The sequence below is a fragment of the Paenibacillus sp. RU5M genome, from assembly GCF_900221055.1.
GTDB lineage: Bacteria > Bacillota > Bacilli > Paenibacillales > Paenibacillaceae > Paenibacillus > Paenibacillus marchantiae.
On the sequence record NZ_OBQM01000005.1, the window covers coordinates 142,831 to 163,820 of the forward strand.

At 47.9% G+C, this 20,990-nt stretch carries 21 protein-coding genes and 1 riboswitch; of the genes, 9 read left to right on the forward strand and 12 right to left on the reverse strand.

Translation table 11 applies throughout. The features are described from left to right. Window position 1: 1 nt before the first annotated feature. The 5 genes from CRO25_RS16765 to CRO25_RS16785 all read right to left on the reverse strand — a co-directional run bounded on the left by CRO25_RS16765 (window position 2) and on the right by CRO25_RS16785 (window position 5,362). A complete protein-coding gene (locus CRO25_RS16765; RefSeq protein WP_063567898.1) occupies window positions 2–628 on the reverse strand; it encodes a cytochrome (ubi)quinol oxidase subunit III in 627 nt (208 codons plus the stop codon). After that, window positions 625–2,475, reverse strand: a complete 1,851-nt coding sequence (ctaD, locus tag CRO25_RS16770; RefSeq protein WP_371121660.1) for a cytochrome c oxidase subunit I — start codon at window positions 2,473–2,475, stop codon at window positions 625–627. Before ctaD ends, CRO25_RS16765 begins: the two co-directional genes overlap by 4 nt. A gap of 71 nt (window positions 2,476–2,546) precedes the next feature. Continuing rightward, window positions 2,547–3,599, reverse strand: a complete 1,053-nt coding sequence (gene coxB, locus CRO25_RS16775) for a cytochrome c oxidase subunit II (protein WP_063567896.1) — start codon at window positions 3,597–3,599, stop codon at window positions 2,547–2,549. A gap of 580 nt (window positions 3,600–4,179) precedes the next feature. Beyond that, complete coding sequence (gene map / locus CRO25_RS16780) at window positions 4,180–4,941, reverse strand: type I methionyl aminopeptidase (protein WP_063567895.1); 762 nt, start codon at window positions 4,939–4,941, stop codon at window positions 4,180–4,182. A gap of 232 nt (window positions 4,942–5,173) precedes the next feature. Beyond that, window positions 5,174–5,362, reverse strand: a complete 189-nt coding sequence (locus tag CRO25_RS16785; RefSeq protein WP_017690840.1) for a hypothetical protein — start codon at window positions 5,360–5,362, stop codon at window positions 5,174–5,176. Window positions 5,363–5,759: 397 nt separating this feature from the next. Between CRO25_RS16785 and CRO25_RS16790 the strand changes: the two genes are divergently transcribed. Both CRO25_RS16790 and CRO25_RS16795 read left to right on the forward strand, forming a co-directional pair. After that, complete coding sequence (locus CRO25_RS16790) at window positions 5,760–6,041, forward strand: hypothetical protein (protein ID WP_053779714.1); 282 nt, start codon at window positions 5,760–5,762, stop codon at window positions 6,039–6,041. Between the two features lie 153 nt (window positions 6,042–6,194). Next, window positions 6,195–6,533, forward strand: a complete 339-nt coding sequence (locus CRO25_RS16795) for a DUF4870 domain-containing protein (protein WP_063567894.1) — start codon at window positions 6,195–6,197, stop codon at window positions 6,531–6,533. Between the two features lie 315 nt (window positions 6,534–6,848). Here the strand turns inward: CRO25_RS16795 and CRO25_RS16800 are convergent, their stop codons facing one another. Continuing rightward, a complete protein-coding gene (locus tag CRO25_RS16800) occupies window positions 6,849–8,210 on the reverse strand; it encodes a nucleobase:cation symporter-2 family protein (protein ID WP_076290553.1) in 1,362 nt (453 codons plus the stop codon). A gap of 1 nt (window position 8,211) precedes the next feature. After that, window positions 8,212–8,799, reverse strand: coding sequence for a xanthine phosphoribosyltransferase (locus tag CRO25_RS16805; RefSeq protein WP_063567892.1), 588 nt, complete (start codon window positions 8,797–8,799; stop codon window positions 8,212–8,214). Between the two features lie 299 nt (window positions 8,800–9,098). Next, window positions 9,099–9,198, reverse strand: a riboswitch (purine riboswitch). A 270-nt stretch (window positions 9,199–9,468) separates the two neighbouring features. Here CRO25_RS16805 and mscL point away from each other — a divergent pair. Beyond that, the gene (gene mscL / locus CRO25_RS16810) at window positions 9,469–9,963 is read left to right on the forward strand and encodes a large conductance mechanosensitive channel protein MscL (RefSeq protein WP_072734882.1); all 495 of its coding nucleotides are present in this window, start codon (window positions 9,469–9,471) and stop codon (window positions 9,961–9,963) included. A 285-nt stretch (window positions 9,964–10,248) separates the two neighbouring features. Here mscL and CRO25_RS16815 read toward each other — a convergent pair whose 3' ends face one another. Next, window positions 10,249–10,551, reverse strand: coding sequence for a hypothetical protein (locus tag CRO25_RS16815; protein WP_063567890.1), 303 nt, complete (start codon window positions 10,549–10,551; stop codon window positions 10,249–10,251). A gap of 79 nt (window positions 10,552–10,630) precedes the next feature. On the opposite strand from CRO25_RS16815, the gene CRO25_RS16820 reads away from it, so the two are divergent. Beyond that, window positions 10,631–11,314: an NUDIX domain-containing protein gene (locus tag CRO25_RS16820; RefSeq protein ID WP_079695772.1), complete on the forward strand. Its 684-nt coding sequence runs from the start codon at window positions 10,631–10,633 to the stop codon at window positions 11,312–11,314. A 188-nt stretch (window positions 11,315–11,502) separates the two neighbouring features. Here the strand turns inward: CRO25_RS16820 and CRO25_RS16825 are convergent, their stop codons facing one another. Then, a complete protein-coding gene (locus CRO25_RS16825; RefSeq protein WP_079695773.1) occupies window positions 11,503–12,300 on the reverse strand; it encodes a TrmB family transcriptional regulator in 798 nt (265 codons plus the stop codon). A 68-nt stretch (window positions 12,301–12,368) separates the two neighbouring features. Continuing rightward, a complete protein-coding gene (locus CRO25_RS16830; RefSeq protein ID WP_064642520.1) occupies window positions 12,369–13,160 on the reverse strand; it encodes a zinc ribbon domain-containing protein in 792 nt (263 codons plus the stop codon). A gap of 133 nt (window positions 13,161–13,293) precedes the next feature. On the opposite strand from CRO25_RS16830, the gene CRO25_RS33685 reads away from it, so the two are divergent. The 4 genes from CRO25_RS33685 (at window position 13,294) to CRO25_RS16845 (ending at window position 17,869) form a co-directional block, all read left to right on the forward strand. Then, entirely contained in the window at window positions 13,294–13,431 is a 138-nt protein-coding gene (locus CRO25_RS33685; RefSeq protein ID WP_179132198.1) for a hypothetical protein, read from the forward strand. A 75-nt stretch (window positions 13,432–13,506) separates the two neighbouring features. Next, window positions 13,507–16,170, forward strand: coding sequence for a UvrD-helicase domain-containing protein (locus CRO25_RS16835; RefSeq protein ID WP_079695774.1), 2,664 nt, complete (start codon window positions 13,507–13,509; stop codon window positions 16,168–16,170). A gap of 85 nt (window positions 16,171–16,255) precedes the next feature. Beyond that, window positions 16,256–16,624 carry a hypothetical protein gene (locus CRO25_RS16840; protein ID WP_063568360.1) on the forward strand — a complete coding sequence of 123 codons (369 nt, stop codon included), beginning with the start codon at window positions 16,256–16,258 and terminating at the stop codon, window positions 16,622–16,624. Window positions 16,625–16,828: 204 nt separating this feature from the next. Further along, window positions 16,829–17,869, forward strand: a complete 1,041-nt coding sequence (locus CRO25_RS16845; RefSeq protein WP_097115785.1) for a zinc-binding alcohol dehydrogenase family protein — start codon at window positions 16,829–16,831, stop codon at window positions 17,867–17,869. A gap of 115 nt (window positions 17,870–17,984) precedes the next feature. Here the strand turns inward: CRO25_RS16845 and CRO25_RS16850 are convergent, their stop codons facing one another. Together CRO25_RS16850 and CRO25_RS16855 are read right to left on the reverse strand one after the other, a co-directional pair. Next, window positions 17,985–19,055, reverse strand: a complete 1,071-nt coding sequence (locus CRO25_RS16850) for a Gfo/Idh/MocA family protein (protein WP_079695775.1) — start codon at window positions 19,053–19,055, stop codon at window positions 17,985–17,987. Between the two features lie 38 nt (window positions 19,056–19,093). Next, window positions 19,094–19,570: a GNAT family N-acetyltransferase gene (locus tag CRO25_RS16855; RefSeq protein ID WP_079695776.1), complete on the reverse strand. Its 477-nt coding sequence runs from the start codon at window positions 19,568–19,570 to the stop codon at window positions 19,094–19,096. 294 nt (window positions 19,571–19,864) lie between these two features. Here CRO25_RS16855 and CRO25_RS16860 point away from each other — a divergent pair, with 294 nt between their 5' ends. Next, entirely contained in the window at window positions 19,865–20,926 is a 1,062-nt protein-coding gene (locus CRO25_RS16860; protein ID WP_179800941.1) for a copper amine oxidase N-terminal domain-containing protein, read from the forward strand. The last annotated feature ends 64 nt before the right edge of the window (window positions 20,927–20,990 follow it).

The following is a 20,990-nucleotide window of genomic DNA, read 5'->3' on the forward strand; positions in this document are numbered from 1 at the left end:
GTTACCCCACCTTTCCGAGCAGGTACACGACCGTAAAGATAAACACCCAGACCACGTCAATAAAGTGCCAGTACATTGCGGAGACGTATACTTTAGGTGCAGTTACGACCGTTAATCCTTTTCTGAACAGTTGCCCGATAATGAGCCCGATCCACATAATACCGAATGCAACGTGAGCTCCGTGGAACCCAACCAGCGTGTAGAACGCTGAACTGAATGCACTTGTAGTCATGCCGAACTCTTTATGTTTCACATATTCATAGAACTCGTAGATTTCCAGACCGAGGAATCCAAGACCCAGTACAACGGTAATGCCAAGCCAGAGAGCAAGAGCATTGCGCTTCCCCTTATGCATAGCCTGGATGGCAAATACACTTGTCAAACTGCTGACTAAGAGAATAAAGGTTGCTGCAGCCACGAGTGGCAGATGAAACAATTCATTCGCCGTCGGTCCGTCATTCGTTTGGCCACGGAGGGCCAAAAAGGTTGCGAAGAGGGTTCCGAACAATACGGTCTCGCCGCCAAGGAACAACCAGAAGCCGACAAGCTTGTTGCGTCCTTCCAGCGTTGCTTTCTCCGGCTCATGCGGCAATTTGCCGTTTACCGGTTCGGCATGTGGAGTTGTCATGTTCTAACCCCCTTCTCATCCTGATCCTCCGGTTCAATATGCCAGCCATGATCATCATAGAGTGACCGCAGCGCCATCGCACCAAATGTAATCAGAAGGCCAATAATGACTACAATGTAATTGTTAAACAATCCGTTCATAAACGCATTGCCAAAATCATCTTTGCTGAACATGAGACCAAGTCCGGCAATGAATATACCGACAGACATAACAAACGGCAGTGGAGTCGCTGATGGCATATGAATCGAACCAACAGGTTCGGCCGGTGTCATCTCCGTATGTCCTGCCATCTTTTCCTTCCAATACGCATCGATTCCACGTACCAGAGGAGTCTGCTTAAAGTTGTATTCCGGTGGCGGAGATGGGATTGACCATTCCAACGTACGACCATCTTCCCACGGATCATTCGGCGCATCAACTGGTTTTCTCGTTGTAATTACGATGTTCACGAGGAACATGATAACCCCAACACCCATTAGGAATGCACCAACGGAACTGACCAGGTTAAGCAGGTCAAAATCCTGATTCGGCAAGTATGTAACGATCCGGCGCTGCATCCCCATTAAACCAAGGAAATGCTGTACGAAGAACGTTAATTGGAAACCGATCATGAATGTCCAGAAGGTCCACTTTCCGAGCGTTTCGCTCAGGACGCGACCGAACATCTTCGGCCACCAGTAATGTAATCCAGAGAACAAACCTAGCACCAATCCACCAACGATAACGTAATGGAAGTGAGCCACAACAAAGTACGTATCATGGAACTGGAAATCCGCAGGCGCTGAGGCCAGCATGACACCAGTAACCCCGCCCATAACGAAGGTTGGAACGAATCCAACAGCAAACAGGTTTGCTGCCGTAAAACGAATCTGTCCGCCCCACATCGTAAAGAGCCAGTTAAATATTTTAATCCCTGTTGGTACAGCAATCAACATGGTTGAGATCGAGAACAATGCATTGGCGACTGTTCCCAGACCTGTCGTAAACATGTGATGCGCCCAGACCATGAATCCTAAGAAGGCGATCAGGATAGTTGCAAACACCATGGAGCTGTAACCGAATAATCTTTTACGTGCAAAGGTTGGAATAACCTCCGAGATAATACCAAAAGCCGGCAAGATGAGAATGTATACTTCCGGGTGCCCGAAGATCCAGAAGATATGCTGCCAGAGTACCGGGTTACCGCCACCTGCAACATCGAAGAAATTCGCCCCAAGTATACGGTCAAACGTTAACAGTACAAGTCCTACCGTAATGGCAGGGAATGCAAAAAGAATGATGGCTGATGTAATAAATGTGGTCCAGGTAAACATCGGCATCCGCATATAGGACATTCCCGGCGCACGCATCGTAATGATGGTCGCGAGAAAGTTAATGCCCCCGATGAGTGTCCCTAGACCGGCGATCTGGAGACCTATCGTGTAGAAATCCACACCGTGCGTCCCACTGTACTCGCTGCCAGAGAGTGGCGTATACGAAGTCCAGCCGGCATCCGGTGCCCCTCCCATCAACCAGCTCAGGTTCAAGAGCAGTCCGCCAAACAGGAACGTCCAGAAACCAAGCGCGTTAACAAAAGGGAAAGCAACGTCCCGTGCCCCAATTTGCAAAGGTACAACGGCATTCATAAGTGCAAAAATAATAGGCATAACACCAAGGAAAATCATCGTTGTTCCGTGCATCGTAATCAATTCGTTGAAGACCTGTGCCGACACAAAATCATTCATCGGTTTCATTAACTGAATCCGAATCAAAATGGCTTCAATGCCGCCGATTCCGAAGAAAAATCCACCCGCAATCAAATAGAGAACGGCGATTTTTTTGTGATCGACGGTGGTGATCCAATCCATCAAGCCCCTATACCGCTTGACGCTATGAGCATGAGCCAAGGTTGTGTACCCCCTTCTTCGTCCTTGCTGTTCTATTCATAGTCCAATTTGTAGTTGGCCAGATATTCGGCAATTCCGTCGATTTCTTCATCTGTGAGTCCAAGGTCTTTCGGATTAGGCATCGTATTGCCCGGCTTCACGGATTGTGGATCATGGAGCCATTCTTTCATGTTGTCCAGCACCGGATTACCGTCTTCCTGGCCTTCGCCCTGATTCAGCAGAATACCTGCCACGGATTGCTTGCCGCCGATACCTGTAAGGTTAGGCGCAACGGGCCCGCCCTGATCCCCAACTGCATGGCAAGAAAGGCAGTTCGTTTTGAACTTCTCAGCCAATTGGGTATCTTCCGGAAGTACCGCCGGGGCTTTCATTTCGTTAACCCATTTGTCAAAGGATTCCTGACTGACCGCTTTTACCTTGAATTCCATGAAGGCATGCGACCTGCCGCATAATTCAGCACATTTGCCTCGGTAAACGCCTTCATTTGGCGCCGAGAAGCTGAACTTGTTAAGCGTTCCATCCGGGTTTGTGTCCATTTTACCCGCAAGTGACGGCACCCAGAAGGAGTGAAGCACGTCAGCGGTTTTCAATTCGAATGCGATTTTCTTTCCGGTCGGGATGATGAGATCTTGAGCGGTGGTTACGTCATATTGAGGATAAGTGAATTCCCACCAGTACTGATGCGAGGTGACTTTGACCTGAATTGCATTTTTGTCGTTGGACAGATCTTCGCCTTGGGCAAAAATCGTTTTTACCGTCGGTACTGCCAGAACAATTACGAGCAGCAACGGAATGGCTGTCCATATTACTTCCAGCTTGAAATTACCTTCAACCTGTTCGGGCATTTCATTCTGCCCGGCTCGTCTGCGAAACCGGATCAACACATACGCAGCAATAGCAAATACAATGATGAGCACCACGATCATAATCGCAATGGACAGCTTCATCAGATCATATTGGCCTTGCGCCACAGGACCCTGAGGTTTCATTACCGACAAGTCTTCCCGCCCGCATGCGGATAGCAGCAAAGAGAACACCGCCAGCAAGGGGAGAATTCGCTTTGCAACCTGCCACTGTTTCATCATTGATCTACCCCACTTTTTTAACATTTTCGTAGATTGCCGTTGTCGCCCAAAATAAACTTAATTCAGTTCATTTCAGCACGATACACGTAATCCTGTCCGACATACAGAACGCTTACAAAAATAACGCTTCCACCACTCCCGTCATTTCCTGCTAAGGGCATGTCTGCGCATTCTTCCAATTCATTCTATATGGTTCAATCACTTATTAAATATAAGTTGAGGGTATGATTTTGTCAATCTTTGGACACATGTTCACAAATTGTTCACTATATGTAAAAAACCGCACCACAACTTGATTTGTAACCGATTTCAGTTAAAAATATTACTCTCTACTTTTGAAAATTTTTGCCAAATTTCGGTGATGAAATTGATTTTTTTGCCGATTTTTCTCACATTGAAAACATGCAGTATTATGCAAAACAGAAAAGCCTGCATCAGCTTGTTTCTCTTACAACTACTGGAAGCCGCAGTAAAGCTCCATACCGCTCCCTTATAGAACCAAACGGCATGGAGCCTGAACCTATTGTGTATCCCTTACACCGTATGCAGCACCCTTACCAGCTTGCCATAGATACAGCGTCTAAGTCCCGTCAGTTAGTATAAGAGGACCATCACTTGTTATGGCTACCGTATGCTCATACTGGACGCCCCAGCTTCCATCCACTGTTCTCACCGTCCAGCCATCCTCATCCCATACAACTGCTCCAGAGCTGCCTTTCGTAAATATAGGCTCAATCGTAATGACCATGCCCTCTGTCAGCATCATGCCCGTCCTGCGTTTCCCGTAAGGGAGGACATTCGGGGGTTCATGGATGTATTGACCGATCCCATGACCAATAAGAGGCTTCACAATCCCGTAACGATACAGCCTCGCTGTCCGTTCAATCGCGTTACCGATATCCCCCAGCGTATTTCCTGGCACTGCCTGTGCTATCGCCTTATGAAGCGCCCTTTCCGTTCGATTCATTAGTTTGCGTATGGACCTGCGTTGTTCACCGATCCCATACGTCCATGCAGAATCGGCAAGCCAGCCGTCTTTGTTCACCACCATATCAATGGTCACCACATCGCCTTCGACCAGTTTCCGGTCATTAGGGAAGCCGTGGCAAACCACTTCATTAACTGAAGCGCATGTAGCGTAAGGATAACCTTTGTACCCCTTTTGCTCAGGTGTAGCTCCTCTTTCAGCCAAAAAAACCTCCACCCGTTCGTCAATATCTCCTGTCGTTACACCGGGGGCCAACCACTTTTCAATATGCTCGTGACAGCTTCGCAGGATTCGTCCTGCTTCCCGCATGTAGCCAATCTCTTCTTTCGTTTTCAAAATAGGGTCCACATGCATTCATCCTTCCTGCCATATGTGTACTTCCATGTATATGCAGCAGGAACGGAACAAAGCCCCCAAAAGTGGAGCGAAGCTCTACAGCTAATTCTGTTTTCTTTTAGATGAAAGGTTTACACGTTGGAAATATGTACATATCATTTTTCAATCAAAAAAAACCGTCTGCCGGAGCTTAACGCCCGGGAGACGGTTCTATTCATATCGGAACAGTATAATCAGAGTTGTGTGTGTTTCAGGACACGGAAGAATCCATCTTGACAAGCTCATGCTCAACCACAGAAGTCAATTCTTCCTCGTATCCACCCGTAATCCGGTATTTTCTCACGTACTCCTTCACGAATTTTTTTGGATCTTTAGGACGGAAAATCCGAGTCATTTCCCTCAAACTTTCTTTGACCTCATTGTGACCTTTCGTTGCCATTGTAATTCCCTCCCAAAACGTTGAAAGTGAATGCTCCGTTTAGAGAATGCCGAATAAGTCTTAAATGCCATCCATGAAGTTGTGTGCGCGGCTCAAAGCAAGCTTTAGGTCGGGAACCCTTGCTTAAGCAAGTACCTGACACTATAAATACCCGATATGATTCGGTGTGAATCATAATCTTATTGTAGCATATTCGGAAGTATCTGACGACTTGACGATTTTACCTAATATTTATAACGGTTTTTATGCCCAAAAAGTTTAATTCCGAATCATATGTTATAAATACGATACTTCTATACGGAATTAATATATCCAGCATAACACTGAACTATTCGGGGGATATTATCACGGACAACCCATACAGTTAAAATACTGGGATCTAAGGAGGCGTTGTTTTATGGATCAGAAAGATAAAGAAATGCTGCCCCTTTCGCATGAAAAGGTGGAAGTGGACGGAATATATACCAACGAAGCCGGACAAGAAGAACATCTGCATCGCGGACAACAATTCCCGGCCGATCCCGTTCTCGGCAAGACGGAATGGGAACTGACGGAATTCGCTTTTGACAACCATCACGAAGGTCGTACCGACGAGCGTTTGGTTCCTAAAGAGAATGATACCGATAAGATTGGCAAGACCACACATCCACGCAGACATTTCCAGCGGGGTGACCGTTAAGTTATATAATGAGGCAAGGAAAGGGGCATGTTCCAGGGCAGTATTAGGAACATGTCCCTTTTAAGCTAGCAAAGATACATTTCGTCCCATTCGGTTCAGTTCTGTCCACCTCCTTCATAACCTAGTTAAAAAGGACAAAGGAGGCTGGACCGAATGTCCCCCATGAAATCATCAAGCGGTCTGGATGAAAATATTGCCGGCATGCTCTGTTATCTGTTCACTTTTGTAGGTGGAATCGTCTTTCTGGCTGTAGAAAAACGAAGCCGATTCGTTCTGTTTCATGCACTTCAATCCGTTACAGTATTTGGCCTCATTATGGTCGGTCATGTGTTGTGTGCATTTCTCCCACTGTTTGGGCCACTGCTGGCATCACTGTTGTCCCTGCTTGGTGTGGTGGTCTGGCTTCTCATGGTGGTGACCAGTCTGCAAGGCAAATGGCTTAAGCTGCCGTGGGTCGGAGACTTTGCAGAGAAACAGATGCGGCATCTGTAAGATGTAACGTGACTATCGGCTTCATCTCAAAGTAATTCATCCCGTGAGTCTACATAATAATCCATCTTGTTTTCGGCAAAAAAAAGAAAAAACACCGGATCTCCTGCTCTCTAACGAGCAAGGTCTCCGGTGTTCCGTTTATTATGCCTTCAATAACGATTAACAGGATAGATGATTCATCCCCTGAATAGTTCAGGCCGTTTAACTATTTTATTCACAACATTTATTATTCAACCCATGAGGAATTAAAAGTTAACATAATATACATGTTGAAGGCGTCGGGTAATGGCAACGACGATTTCAGCTCTTTACTTTTTACGCCGACTTGCCGTTATCTCCAAGAATCACATCCGCTTGACGTTCAGCCATTTTGGCAGCCGTTGCTTCAGTACCCAGACCATTAAAGAGTAAATTCATGAAAATGGCCGTAAAGCTACCTGCAATAATTCCGTTACCGAGCATAATCTGTGCCCAGTCCGGCGCACCTGCGAACAATTGAGGCACAACCGTCACACCCAGACCCATGCCTACAGAGCAGGCGATGATGAACAGGTTCTCATGACGGTTCAAATCAACCTGGCTGCCCAGAATACGAATACCTGACGATACCACCATACCGAACAATGCAACCATGGCCCCGCCAAGAACAGAACCTGGAACTAGCTGCGCCAATGCAGCAATCTTCGGTACAAAGCCGATAACCACAAGCAGCCCACCCGCTACAACGATAACATCGCGCGTTTTGACTCGAGTCATCTGTACAAGCCCTACGTTTTGTGAATAGGTCGTGTAAGGGAATGAGTTGAAGATACCACCCAGCACAATCGCCAAACCTTCTGCACGGTAGCCACGAGCCAGATCTTTGGAGGACAGGTCTTTATCCAAAATTTTGCCAAGAGCCATGAATACACCAGTAGATTCAGCTACGCTGACAATCGCCACTAGAATCATGGTCAGAATCGGTACAATCTCAAATGTCGGCGTACCAAAGTAGAACGGCTGCACGACATGGAACCAGCTTGCTTCACGAATTGGCGCAAAGTTCACTTCACCCATAAGCCCTGCTGCCACTGTGCCCACGAGAAGGCCGATCAGCACCGAGATGGAACGAACGAATCCTGTCGTGAACCGTGTCATCAGAATGATGAACACCAATACGCCGAATCCGAGCAGAAGATGAACCCCACTGCCAAAGTCCTCTGCACCCTGACCGCCGCCGAGATCGTTGAACGCAACCGGAATCAGGGTCAGACCAATAATGGTTACTACTGATCCAGTGACGACTGGCGGAAAGAGTCGTATCAATTTGCCAAAAATGCCCGAGAACAATACAACGAATATCCCTGAAGCAATGATCGCACCATAAATGGCAGACACACCGCTCTTCATCCCAATTAAAATCATCGGTGATACAGCCTGGAATGCACAGCCAAGCATGACGGGCAGCCCCACTCCGAAGAAACGATTGCCCCATACCTGAAGCAGTGTTGCCACACCACAGGCGAGCAGGTCAATCGCAATCAGATAGGTCAACTGCTCCGTAGTAAAACCAAGGGCCTTGCTGACAATAATCGGTACAACGACAGCTCCTGCATACATCGCCAGCACGTGCTGGAGACCTAGCGAGAACGTTTTGATCGGATGCCGATGCCGCTGAAAAATACGTTCGCGTGCCATATTAGATCGTGACCTCCTCGTCCGCAAACGTAACTTTCCCGTCTGACAACGCCCCAATGCGAACCAGTGATTCCACACGGTATCCTGCTTCTTTCAGCAAGCGGCCTCCTGGTTGGAACGCCTTTTCAATCACGATGCCAATACCAACCACTTCAGCACCTACTTGCTCCACAATGCGTGCCAAACCAAATGCTGCCTCGCCATTGGCCAGAAAATCATCGATGATCAGTACACGGTCACCAGGCTGCATGAACTTCTTCGCAACTGTAATTTCATTGGTCTCCTGCTTGGTAAAGGAGTACACCTTCTCAACCAGAATGTCTTCCGTGAGTGTAAGTGACTTCTGCTTCCGTGCAAAAATAAGCGGAACGTTGAGTTCCAGCGCAGTCATGATGCCTGGTGCGATCCCTGAGGATTCAATCGTCAGGACACGTGTAATGTTCTCCCCTTCAAAACGGCGGATGAACTCCTTACCGACTTCCTTCATCAAAACCGGGTCCATCTGGTGGTTCAGGAATGAATCCACTTTGAGTACCTGCTCGGACAGGACAATGCCTTCCTGTATTACCTTGTCTTTTAACAATTGCATCGTAATTCTTCCCCCTGTGCGCCCTCCCGTACAGAAGCCTGCATGACCTCGATCCCCTCTGTAAAAAAACAAAAAGCCCGCCTTTTTACACGCTGCGGAAAAACCGGAGACGGGAAAAGACGGACTTGTACATATGTGGACAAGCCGCATGGATACTGCAAGTGTAGTGTAATGGAAGAGCATGATAACAGGATAACTCAGAGCAAACCTCACTCCCTATTCAAGAAGGGATATGAAGCTACTTGAACATCCTTTTTCAGACATACTGCCCGATAATCATCTCTCTCCATACCTTAACAACGTTGCAGGATCTTTCCCGTAGTCCGATCATTCCGGTGATCGGGTAGAAACATGCAGGCCTATTCCTGCACATATACGAGTCGGCATATTAAATTTTTAGAGCTCCATGATTCGTTACAATGTATGATCGCGAACCTGAATGTAAAAGTATGAACGGAACTGATAATGTTAGAAGTATACCGAATCGGCGCTGTGAAATAAAGAAGTATTTTCATGGAAGTTGCGGAAACTTGTCTTAATTTGCATTGAAGGGATGATTGCTGCGGTTTTTTTATGTACAATATGAGAACGGAAGCGCGTGTCCGAACGGAGAATCGATGGAAACGCCGCCTGTATTATGAATATATTTGGTAAAGGAGATTTGCAGACATGAAAGGCGTACTAAAGGAATTTAAAGAATTTGCTGTACGTGGCAACGTCATCGATTTGGCAGTAGGTGTCATAATCGGGGCTGCTTTTGGTAAAATTGTCACGTCCCTCGTGAATGATATTATCATGCCACCGGTAGGTAAACTGCTTGGGGGTGTTGATTTCAGTCAGAAAATCATTAATCTGGATTGGGATATGAAAACTGCCAGTGGACAGGAGATCACAACTCTCGCTCAAGCCAATGAGGCTGGCGCTACGGTGATTGCATATGGGCAGTTCATCAACGTGATGATTGATTTTCTCATCGTCGCTTTCTGTATTTTCATGCTGGTGAAGGGTATCAATTACATCAAAAGCAAAGAACACAAAAAGCCCGAGCCGCAAAAAACGACCAAGGCTTGCAAATATTGTCTGTCCGAAATTCCGGCTGCGGCTACTCGCTGTTCGCACTGTACTTCAGAGCTGGAAGCTGAAGGTAACGGCGCAACGGCTTAATCGTTTCCATGCTTGAAGTGCATCAGAATTTACAGTGTACCCAAACTCTCTATAGAGAACAGTAGTGGATAATTGTTAATATATAAAGGCTTATGTAAAAAAACTCCTGCTTGATCTGTCCGTCATGCTTCTTCATCCGTGTTGTTGCAATCCCGCACGGAGCGGGTGGAATCAAATCGGCAACCACATGAAAGGTCTCACCGTAAAGGTGGGGCCTTTCTTTATCTCACAAGCAGGTATGTTGCTCTAATGTCATTATTATCTTACGCTCACCATGCTTACAAACTAGAATCGACGCGGCAACAAGTGCTCCAAAATCGACTTCAAATCCCGATCTTCCTTATAAACCTCTTCCCCGGTATCGAGCTCTGTTACCCGGATATAATCAAAATTCATCGACGCATCCACAGGTTTAAACAACAATTGGCTCTCGTCTTCCAGACGTACGTTGAATCCCATATCCTTAAACATCGTTGTTAGCTGGCTATTCGCCGGTTCCTGACCTTGCCCTACCATAATCAATCCTCTAAGACTTTTACGTTCCTGAGGTTGCGGATAAATGACCTGAAAGTGTACAATGCATTCCATAAGATGGTTCCCCTTTCGTTTAAAACATACTTTGTGAAATTTTGAACTTTAAAACTTGCTATATAAGGAGATACGTATCATGACCCCAGAACGTTTCGATATTTACGACGATCAGCAAAATTGGATAGGTACAGAGCTGCGCAGCGTGGTTCATGCCAAGGGATTCTGGCACCGTTCATTCCACTGCTGGATCGTGCGGGACGAAGGCTCACAGCGGTTGGTTCTATTTCAGCGAAGACGGGATATCAAGGATACCTTCCCCGGATGTTACGACATTACCGCAGCAGGGCATCTCACAGCAGGCGAACAGCTGCATGAAGCCAGTCGTGAGCTGGAGGAAGAACTGGGCGTGCAAGCACCTTTTGAAACGCTGACCTACCTGTTGACAGCAAGACAGCAACTTGAAGGGCAGGTTCGCGGTGTACCTTTTATTGATCGGGAATTCAGCTCTGTCTTTGGACTGTGCTTAAACCAGCCTCTCGAAGCCTATACCTTGCAGGCAAGTGAAGTCGACAGCTTATACGAAGTACCTTTGGATGACTTGATTGCCTTGTTCCGTGGCGAAACCCATGTGATTCAAGCCGCAGGAGTGCAAGCCGTGCAGTCAGCGTCCGACCAGGCGGATCAGGCAAATAGTAACTCTGTTCCTCTTCACGTTCAAACACGTCACATGCGCGAGATTAGAGCAGCCGAGTTCGTGCCACACGGTACGGAATATTATATCGATGTACTTGAAGCGTTAGTTCACGTGCCCAAAAACTAACCAATTTTGCCTATGATAAAGTTACGTTCATAGCTTCATTTTCTCAAAAATAGCATGAATTCATACCCTATTACATTAGCTCAACAGGGAACATTTGCTGTGATGAACATCACTGCTTCTGTTAACTAGCAAGAAGAGGCGTCTGCCTCATGGCAACGCCTGCTTCCTTTAAGCATGTATTTTGGAGTTCATAGGATATCTGAAGGTACTGACCAATAACGCGCTGAGAGGTTTTGGTATCGAGGCCCGTATCGAGACTCCAGTTCCTCCCCCATGTCCTGCTCCAGTTCATACAACACCAATTCCTGAGCAAAATGATTCAACAGCAGTCCGGTCATGACCGGATGTTCTGTCACCATCGCTTGAGTGGCGCAAGATTCCCCGCGCATCCCTAACATACACCAACGACGATCGACCACTAAAGAGAACTTCCGGCCATTCCCTGCTCCGTATGAAGGCAAACCAGGCCAAGGAGCGGGCTGATCCATAATACCCTCTCCACCATCACATGACCATAACAGGCGCACGCCTCGGTCTTCGGCACGCTGCAAGTCGGCACGCAACAACTCCGCTTCCTCACGCCACACGTCCACCACAATCTCATGTTTAGCCTCAGCAAGTTCACGGCTTAGATTCTCAAATACATTTTTGTCGCCTTCAATATTGTAAAAGACCGGCTTCTCAGGTTCATGCTGCGGCATACTGCTCTGCACATATTCAAGGGATGCACGCATCTGACCGGAAATCATGCTTGTCATCTCCTCAGGCTTCAAGACACTGTATTTCGCGGGCTCGCCTGCGCTGCAACGCAGGAATCCCCGCTGTTCCAGCCGTTGCAGGGTGGCATATACATTGGAACGGGACACACCCAGCCTTTTCGCAACCTCATATCCCGAGGCTGAGCCTTGGCGAGCGAGTTCCACCATAATTTTAGATTCCATCTCGGTAAACCCCAGATGACGCAAATGATGCAGCAGTTGGTCCATATTCCCGTCCCCCCATGCTGTAAGCAACCAGCGCTGCCACACATTGATTCGGCAGCGCTTCTACTGCATCAAATCTGTTCTGCTCCGCAGCGTGGGCACCATTTCGAACCTTTGGGCAGCTCTGCTGTACAAATCTGACAATTTACCATTTCGCGTGGCACTTCCGTCTGTACGTCCACCGTGTTCACGATCGGATTATTTTCTTTCCAGTACCGAATGCGCTCATCCAGCTCCTGCTGGCGCTCGCGCTCCCGTTGCATTTCTTCATCCCGACGGCGTTCCCACTCGGCATCGAACGCTTCCTTTTCCTCTTGGGTAAATTCCGTACTGTTATATTCGGATTCGGTCTCCAGGTCCGCAATGGACGGAATTACCGTGTGATACGGCTCAGCTTCCTCCAGTTCCTCTTCAGCTGGCGCATCATAGATTGGTCCCTCCGGGCTTTGGGCCACAGCTGCTTCCTGTCTCGCAGGGTTTGTCGCCCCTACAGATGCTGCTGCGGGTTTGAATTCACCCAACTTGCGTCCGCATTTCGGACAGAAGTTGGCATCCAGTGAAGCGACGTGTCCACACTCGCATAAGCGCTCATTTTTGAGTTGTGCAATCTTGTTGCGCAGACCATCGATCTCATCCTGCAATTCATCGCACAGCCCCGATAGATCCACCATCTCTTTTTCGGCACGCGTCATGTCCTGTGCGCGATAACCTTCATAGAAGATACGACCCATATCTGTAAAATGGACTTCCTGTTCCTGCTGCAAGCCCACAATCTGATTATTTATTTTTCCGATTTCAACGGCGTGCTGGGCACGCTCTGTTGCTTTGTTTGCTCCGTTCTTAATTCGCTGAAGCAGTTTCATGACTTCTCCTCCTCTGTCCCGTCAGAGTTGAACCTTTTGATTCAACATCAATTGTTCCAAAACCCATTTTCATTTGATTTTTTTATAGTATATAACTTATACGATATCATGCCAAAAAGTTGCGAAATCTGGCGTGAATGCCCGTTTTCTGCCGATGCTGGATGAATTCGGGGGCTTTCGTCAGGACCATACGTTCGGGTATAATGAAGCTTTGGCCCTGCTGATCCGCCTACTTGGGCGGTTATCCCTATCATACCAATTTACAATGTGATTGTGAAAAGGGCAAATGAATTACTTTTAAGCCGGGATAGTCCTATCCCTGAATGCATATAGAGGTGGATGAATGATGTTAAGTCCGAACTCAACGTTTTACCCCCGTCCGCTCGGGGTTACCCCCGCGGCATCCCTGCCCCAATCCCCTTCGGCTCCGCTGGAGACCAGTAGGCAACTCGTGGCAAGCGATGAACGGGATGCGCCTTATTTCCGCTCTCTGGAAGAGGTAGGCATCCGTCTGAACGGACCCCAAATCTCAGCGGTTCGCCACGGCAAAGGACCCCTGCTGACTCTCGCAGGAGCTGGCTGCGGCAAAACAACCGTACTGGCTGCACGAGCTGGCTACCTGATGGAGGTTAGTGGTGCTCACGCGGGAAGCATCCTGCTGGTGACGTTCACGAACAAAGCTGCCACTGAGATGAAAGACCGCATCGCATCGCTGCCTGGCATTCGTCCCGCAGCCGCACGAGCGGTGCAGGCCCGTACATTTCACTCGTTCGCTCTGACGCTGCTGCGTCATTACGGCGTGCAGGAGGAGATTTTTGGAGAGTCCCGTGCGCAGCATACGGTACTCAAGATGCTTCTGCGCCAGAATGGCATGAGTGAGGCGTTTCAGCCTGAGAGTCTGCTGGCTATGCTGTCCGCTTGGAAGATGCAGGGCTCAGAAACAAGCGATCTTCCCGAAAAATCACAGGAGGAACGAGATGCCAAACGTGTTCTCCTTGGTTATGAAGCCTGGAAGCGGGATCGCAACAAAATGGATTTTGATGATATTTTGCTGCGAGCTGCCGCTCTGCTTCGTGATCCTGCTGTACTGGGGCCGCTTCAGCAGCGTTTTCAGTACATCATGGTCGATGAGTTCCAGGATACGAATAGTCTCCAATATGAAATTGTACAAAAACTGGCTGCCGCCCACCGCAACCTGATGGTTGTGGGAGACGATGACCAGACGATCTATACGTTTAATGGGGCACGGCAGGAATCCATTTTGGAATTCGATAAAGTTTACCCCGGTGCACGCATCGTGACGCTGGATATCAATTACCGTAGCGATGCGCGTATTCTGGGACTGGGCAGCGAATTGGTTGCCCGGAACAAACGAAGACGTGACAAGCGGCTGCGCGCAGCCGGGCATCGTGGAGATGCGCCTCGGTTTGCCACCCCCTCCAATACCGAGGAAGAAGCAGCTTGGGTTGTTAACCAGTTGTGTCAGCAAGTTGAGGAAGGTCTGCATACCTATCGGGATATCGCGATCCTGCACCGGACAGCCAGCAGCAGTCGGGCTATATTTGAGCAGCTTGTGTTGAAAGATGTGCCATTTGTACAACATGGTGCTTCCCCGGTCTTCTATGACCAGTCACTGATTCGACCGTTAATGGATCATATGCGCTTGTCACTGAACCCACGCGCTGTAGATGCTCTGCCAAGTGCGCTGGGGCCTCTCTATGTATCCCGCGATGCCGGATTGGAGTGGATTCAGCGCAGTGAAGAGCAGCAAGCGAAGAAATATCCGCTCATTCATCTGGCCAAATGGGACAAGCTGAAGCCTTTTCAGCAGGAACAGGTCAAGGAGCGCATCAAGCTGATCAAATCACTGACGAAGCTGAAACCAGTGATCGCGATCCAAGAGATGCGCCGCCAGTTTTACGACAAGTATATGGAAAGCGGTGATCCAAGCATCTTTACTCATTATAAGGAAACGATGCTGGAGACACTGGACGAATTCGAAGCTGCAGCCAAAAAATTCGAAACCGTTGAAGAGTTCATCCAATTCGCCGATGAACTGTCCCGCAGACACCGCGAGATGGAATCACTGCGCCGTTCACAGGACAGCGATGCAGTCCAACTGATGACGATTCACCGGGCCAAGGGACTTGAATTCCCATGTGTATACTGGATCGGTGCCAGCGAAGGAATCGTACCTCACAGCACGGCACTGCGGCAGGATATCCCTGAAGACCAGAAGGCTGCTCTTACCGTACAGCAGACCGATGCCGAACTGGACATGGCTCTGGAAGAGGAGCGACGACTCGCCTATGTCGCAATCACACGGGCCAAACAGTATTTATACATCACTTCTCCCGCCAGTCATCACGGAAAACCGGCGGACGTTTCCCGCTTTCTGCTGGAGGCCTTCGGCATGGAGGTACCAGACAAACGCAAAAAACGCGAGGAAAGCCAGACTGGCAATCACGCGTCATACGGCAGCGTTAGCAGCAACTGGAAGGGAAACGGGAACACGAATGGTAAAGCTAACAGTAATGAGAGTAGAACTAGAAATGGAAATGCAGCATACGCCCGTTCAGGTTCGCGGCTACAGGGACGCGATGCGGTGAGTCCAGTTCAGCGTGGTGCAGATCAGCGCAGCGCGATCCGTCAAAGTGATCGGCGTGATTTTGAAGTACTCGATGAACGAGACGAGGATCGTCTCAGTGAGCGGCGCGGCAGCGGGGTGATTCGCAATCACACGGCGTTCAGCACCACGGGTGTGAATCAGGCAGCTTCGTCCTCCAACAGTTCGGGGTCTCAATCTTCAGGTACAGAACGTACAGAAACCGTAGCGATCTGGAAGTGCAGTTCTTCCACCTGCAAAGCATGGCTGCGCCAGAAACCGGATGGTCCTTCAGCCAAGGTATCCAAAAAGGCGGCGTCCGGCCCCCCGGCTTGTCCGCTATGTTCAGGCACAATGGAAGCCGGTACCCGTAAGGTTCCCGTAACTGGGCGGTTCGGAAGATGAACAATTGCCATTCGTTTCAGGATGCTTCCTGCTGTTTATTAACAGTAGAAGCGTCTTTTTTCCATTTTAGAATGGAGGTTGGATTATGCAGGACGGCAAAAAGCATTACTATGTATCGGTAACCCATAATCTTATTGAACAGACCAAGAACGAATCAACACCGTTTGAAATCATGGTGGACGATGAACAGCTAAACCGGCTGAAAGACCTGATGAAAGTGCTGGAGGATGAAGATGCCTATACATTGCAACGGGCCCCGGTACCCTACAAATCGGCGGATCATGACGAAGCAACAGAACAATTCTCCGATGGCATGACATTGCTGTACACGTTTCTTTACGACCATGGCACTTCGGATACCCGGCAGGCGATTGAGAGCATGAATGTACTTTCACGGCTGCAAGATACGGATTATGATGATCCGGGGTATGAGAACTCACCGCTGAATAAATGAACTCTTATCACAAAGACTTCCACTCCGATGAATTCAGGCCAATGACCTGCTTCAGGAGTAACGGGAGTCTTTATTTTTTTACAGCTCGGTCCCAATAGTATGATTATTGATACTATAAACCAAAAATGATACTACTATTCATTTTAGATATTAAACTATATATTTTATATATAACTTATTTCTGCGAGGAGGATAATTATAGCGATGGGAAATCCAATCATGATGAAAGCGTTCGGATATTACGAGCCTGGACTAGAGACCGATATACCCCCATTTCAGGAGGTGGAAGTTGAGAAACCAAAACCTACAGGAAAGGATTTACTCGTTGAGGTGAAGGCGGTGTCTATCAATCCGACGGATTGGAGATCACATCTTTCCAAACATCCGGACGATTTATCCCTGACCGTGCCTGGTCGTGATTTAGCGGGAATAGTAGTGGACATCGGCTCCGATTGCAATTTGTTCAACGTTGGTGACGAAGTGTATTATGCGGGGAGCAATATGCGCCCAGGCGGACACAGTGAGTTTCATTTAGTAGATGAACGAATTGTCGGCAGAAAGCCGAAAAATCTGGATTTCGCCCAGGCGGCAGCTTTACCTCTGACAAGCCTTACGGCAGGAGAAGCTTTTTTTGAACGCTTGGGCATTTCCAGAAATGCATCGGATAATGAGGGTAACAGTATGCTTATTATCGGGGCAGCGGGAGGCGTCGGATCGATCGCTACTCAATTAGCCAAGTTGGCTGGACTTAAAGTTATAGCAACTGCCTCTCGTCCCGAATCAGTCTCTTGGGTAAAATCAAACGCAGCAGACCACGTGATCAACCATCATCAACCATTTGGACCACAACTTAAAGATCTCGGACTCGCTGGTGTACAATATAGTTTCGTGCTAAATCATATAGATGAGCATATGGATGAGATGGCAGAAGTTATTTTACCGCAGGGGAAAATTTGCTCCATTCTACCCTTCGAAAAACCAGCCGAACTTCAAAAGTTATTCTCAAAAAGCGTAACACTCGTTTGGGAAATGATGTTCACCCGTCCGATGTTCCAGACAGATGATATGATTGAACAACATCTTCTACTTAATGAAATTGCAGATCTAGTGGATGCTGGCAAGATTCATACAACGATGGCCGAGCGGATTAAACCTATTAATGCAGCTAACCTGCTGGAAGCCTACAGAAAGAGCAAATCGGGCACTGCAATTGGCAAAATCGTGTTGGAAGGGTTTGAAAAGTAAACATACATCCATTTTGTCTGATCATGATCAATAAATTAACCAAAGGGTGTTGTCTCTCCATTGAAAAGATAGAGAAACAACACCCTTTAATATCACGTTAGATTTAATCTCTATATCAGTCCAGACGAATCTCTTGACCTTTTTCGGCTGACTCATAAATTCCGCTCAGCATCCGAGTCGAAGCCACACCATCCGCAATGGGACTGATGGGCTCGGTACCATTCAGACAACAATCCACAAAGTGATCAATCTGATTCTGGAAGGCACCGTGAATATCGAGACCTTTATAGTCTGTCTGAGGTTCAATGTTCAGGATCGTATTGTGTTTCTCGGTGACGATTAGCGTCTCCGGCTCCAGCTCAATTCCACCACGCTCACCGTACAATCGGACTGAAGATTCTTCCCCACGTGCATGCAGGGTAAAGCTCACATCTACCGCCAAAGAAGCCCCATTCTCGAAGCGAATCAGCGCATTCGCCATATCCTCCACATTGTTGACAGCGGAACTGTAATCTGCGGCTTTGTAAAAAGAAAGATGCTCGATATGGGCACGATTGCCCAGTTTTCGATACGTATTGCCACTCACCGAAACAGGTTTCGGTTTGCCCATCAGATACCAGCATTGGTCGATAATATGTACGCCAAGATCAATCAGCGGGCCACCGCCGGAACGGTTTTTGTCCGCAAACCATCCTCCGGGATTTCCCAAGCGACGCAGGATAGAAGCTTTGGTATAATACAATTCGCCAAACTCACCCGCATCAATGAAACTGCGCATCATCTGCATATTGTTATCATAACGACGCACAAATCCCACGACAAAAGTACATCCGCTTTTCTTCACAGCCTCTTCGATCCGCAGCGCATCTTCCACATTGGTGGCTACCGGTTTTTCAAGCAGCACATGTTTACCTGCCTCCAGGGCAGCGATGGCAAATTCGGCATGCGTATTATTCCACGTACAGATACTAACGGCATCCACATGCGGATCCTTCAGCATCTCGCGATAATCAGTGTACACGGATTGTGCATCATACTTCTCAGCAGCCGCGGCTGCACGCTGTTCGTTCAGGTCACAGATGGCGTAAATGACGGCATTCTCGTTCTTGGCATAACACCTCATATGAAGATCCGAGATGGAGCCTGTGCCAATCATGCCGATATGCAACATTTTGCTAGTACTCATCTTCTTCCTCCCTTCCTTTTCCAGAACATGAATATCGTCTAGTCTGCCCGGAGCATGCCTTTGTAAATCCCTGGTGTTGAATTTTCGATCTTCACGGCCCCCAAGGTCTGAGCATAGAAATCAACGGGTCCCGCCGATCCAATAATCGCGTAAGCGTAACCATCTGTCTTCATGGCGTGCATACAGGCCAACAGCAGCGCTGTACCGACACCTTTGCCCCGTGCCTCCTGACCAACACCTGTTGGACCAAAGAAATTACGACACGTTGCTTCATAACAAGCGAAGCCGATCATTTTCCCATGCTCAAGCGCAATATAACAAGTCACGGGTTGACGTGCAAAAGCTACATTACATTCATCCACCCAGGGCTGGCTAAAATGGGATCTCACCCAATCCAGCACAACCTGCTTCTCTGGTGCGATGGCTCTTCGGATGACAATGGAGGACTCCTCCAACTTCTTAAGTCCACTCTCTTGCTCTGGCAAATGGTAAAGCGCAACCAACATATCACTCATATGATTGCCCCCCTCCTCATATTTGGATGCTCCACAACCCCATGTAATCCTAGGTTAATTCAAAATCTGAATCACACGTCTTCCACTTATTGATCCTTAACCGCATCCCGCTTCTTATAACCGGCTATTGGTCTGTTTTTCAAATAATAGACTAACATGCTGCTCACATTAATTACCTCAAAGTGCAACACTGGACGAAGTTGTCCCGTCTATAAGGTTGGAACGTGGCCTTAATAGGAGTTTACCGCGTCATAACCAAGATGAGAAGGGATGAAATCAACGATGAACAACAACATGAAAAAAGTTAGTGCCCTGATGGTCCTGTCCTTGGCCCTGGGCGGGGGAGCCGCATACGCTGCAAACCTGGACAGCACTCAGCCCATCAATTCAACTTCCGTATCAGCCGACAGCAAAGGAACTGAAGCCGTAAAAGTATCTGTGAACGGAGCACCGATGGCTGACGGCTATTGGAACAAAGATGGTCAAGAACCCATGATCGCGCTGCGTGATCTCACAGAAGCACTTGGCATTGAACTGAAATGGAACAAAGAAAACAAATCTGCTGAGCTGACAAAAGGTACCCTCTGGACACTCGTCACCACAGGCAAAGACCAGTATTCAGTTAATAAAATGCTGCTTAAGCTGGGAACAGCACCTGAAATCACAAATGGTACATTGTTTGTACCCGCTTCTTTTGCAGATAAAGTACTGCACGCACAAGTGAATACAAAAGGTAACCAAGTAACCATCTCCAGTGAAGAGGAAGTGAAAACTGTTACTGAGCGTGGGGTCATTACGGGAATTAACAGTGAAGGCAAATATCAATCCATCCATATCGGCGGTGCAGGTACAGATGGTATCGTCCTTAATGTTGGTGAAGATACCGTGTTCAAATCCGCAGATGGCAAAGATATCAAGCTTACTGATCTTACCATTGGCATGAACGTTGAAGCTGAGCATTCTGAGATTGCAACCCTCAGTTTACCGCCGCAAACACCTACTTACAAAGTCACTGTACTGGATACTGCTGCTTCGGAATCCGAAGCACAACCAAAAGAAGTTCTGGGTACAGCAGGTACGATTGAAAATGTAAAAACAACAGAAGATAATGATACTCAGATCGAGATCTCCGGCTCCCGTCTGACAGAGACAGCACCTGACCATGTTATTCTTAACATTAGCAAAGATACAGAACTGGTGAATCATCAAGGGGAAACGATCAAACCAGAGGAACTGACCAAAGGGGCCAAAGTGATTGGTTTCTATAGCCCGGTCCTGACTCGCAGCCTGCCTCCAATCGGAACGGCTTGGAAAGTAGTAATCGAAACACCAGCCGATCAACCTGAAGCGAAATAAGCTGCCAGAAAAGAAGGCTAGCCTTCTTTATGCGTAGAGCACAGCAGATCTAGACCACACTATA

What these genes read in the sequence shown, in the direction of transcription:
- CRO25_RS16765 (WP_063567898.1), bottom strand. Translation starts at nt 628, where the DNA reads ATGACAACTCCACATGCCGAACCGGTAAACGGCAAATTGCCGCATGAG.
- ctaD (WP_371121660.1), bottom strand. Translation starts at nt 2,475, where the DNA reads ATGGATTGGATCACCACCGTCGATCACAAAAAAATCGCCGTTCTCTAT.
- coxB (WP_063567896.1), bottom strand. Translation starts at nt 3,599, where the DNA reads ATGATGAAACAGTGGCAGGTTGCAAAGCGAATTCTCCCCTTGCTGGCG.
- map (WP_063567895.1), bottom strand. Translation starts at nt 4,941, where the DNA reads ATGCATGTGGACCCTATTTTGAAAACGAAAGAAGAGATTGGCTACATG.
- CRO25_RS16785 (WP_017690840.1), bottom strand. Translation starts at nt 5,362, where the DNA reads ATGGCAACGAAAGGTCACAATGAGGTCAAAGAAAGTTTGAGGGAAATG.
- CRO25_RS16790 (WP_053779714.1), top strand. Translation starts at nt 5,760, where the DNA reads ATGGATCAGAAAGATAAAGAAATGCTGCCCCTTTCGCATGAAAAGGTG.
- CRO25_RS16795 (WP_063567894.1), top strand. Translation starts at nt 6,195, where the DNA reads ATGTCCCCCATGAAATCATCAAGCGGTCTGGATGAAAATATTGCCGGC.
- CRO25_RS16800 (WP_076290553.1), bottom strand. Translation starts at nt 8,210, where the DNA reads ATGGCACGCGAACGTATTTTTCAGCGGCATCGGCATCCGATCAAAACG.
- CRO25_RS16805 (WP_063567892.1), bottom strand. Translation starts at nt 8,799, where the DNA reads ATGCAATTGTTAAAAGACAAGGTAATACAGGAAGGCATTGTCCTGTCC.
- mscL (WP_072734882.1), top strand. Translation starts at nt 9,469, where the DNA reads ATGAAAGGCGTACTAAAGGAATTTAAAGAATTTGCTGTACGTGGCAAC.
- CRO25_RS16815 (WP_063567890.1), bottom strand. Translation starts at nt 10,551, where the DNA reads ATGGAATGCATTGTACACTTTCAGGTCATTTATCCGCAACCTCAGGAA.
- CRO25_RS16820 (WP_079695772.1), top strand. Translation starts at nt 10,631, where the DNA reads ATGACCCCAGAACGTTTCGATATTTACGACGATCAGCAAAATTGGATA.
- CRO25_RS16825 (WP_079695773.1), bottom strand. Translation starts at nt 12,300, where the DNA reads ATGGACCAACTGCTGCATCATTTGCGTCATCTGGGGTTTACCGAGATG.
- CRO25_RS16830 (WP_064642520.1), bottom strand. Translation starts at nt 13,160, where the DNA reads ATGAAACTGCTTCAGCGAATTAAGAACGGAGCAAACAAAGCAACAGAG.
- CRO25_RS16835 (WP_079695774.1), top strand. Translation starts at nt 13,507, where the DNA reads ATGTTAAGTCCGAACTCAACGTTTTACCCCCGTCCGCTCGGGGTTACC.
- CRO25_RS16840 (WP_063568360.1), top strand. Translation starts at nt 16,256, where the DNA reads ATGCAGGACGGCAAAAAGCATTACTATGTATCGGTAACCCATAATCTT.
- CRO25_RS16845 (WP_097115785.1), top strand. Translation starts at nt 16,829, where the DNA reads ATGGGAAATCCAATCATGATGAAAGCGTTCGGATATTACGAGCCTGGA.
- CRO25_RS16850 (WP_079695775.1), bottom strand. Translation starts at nt 19,055, where the DNA reads ATGAGTACTAGCAAAATGTTGCATATCGGCATGATTGGCACAGGCTCC.
- CRO25_RS16855 (WP_079695776.1), bottom strand. Translation starts at nt 19,570, where the DNA reads ATGAGTGATATGTTGGTTGCGCTTTACCATTTGCCAGAGCAAGAGAGT.
- CRO25_RS16860 (WP_179800941.1), top strand. Translation starts at nt 19,865, where the DNA reads ATGAAAAAAGTTAGTGCCCTGATGGTCCTGTCCTTGGCCCTGGGCGGG.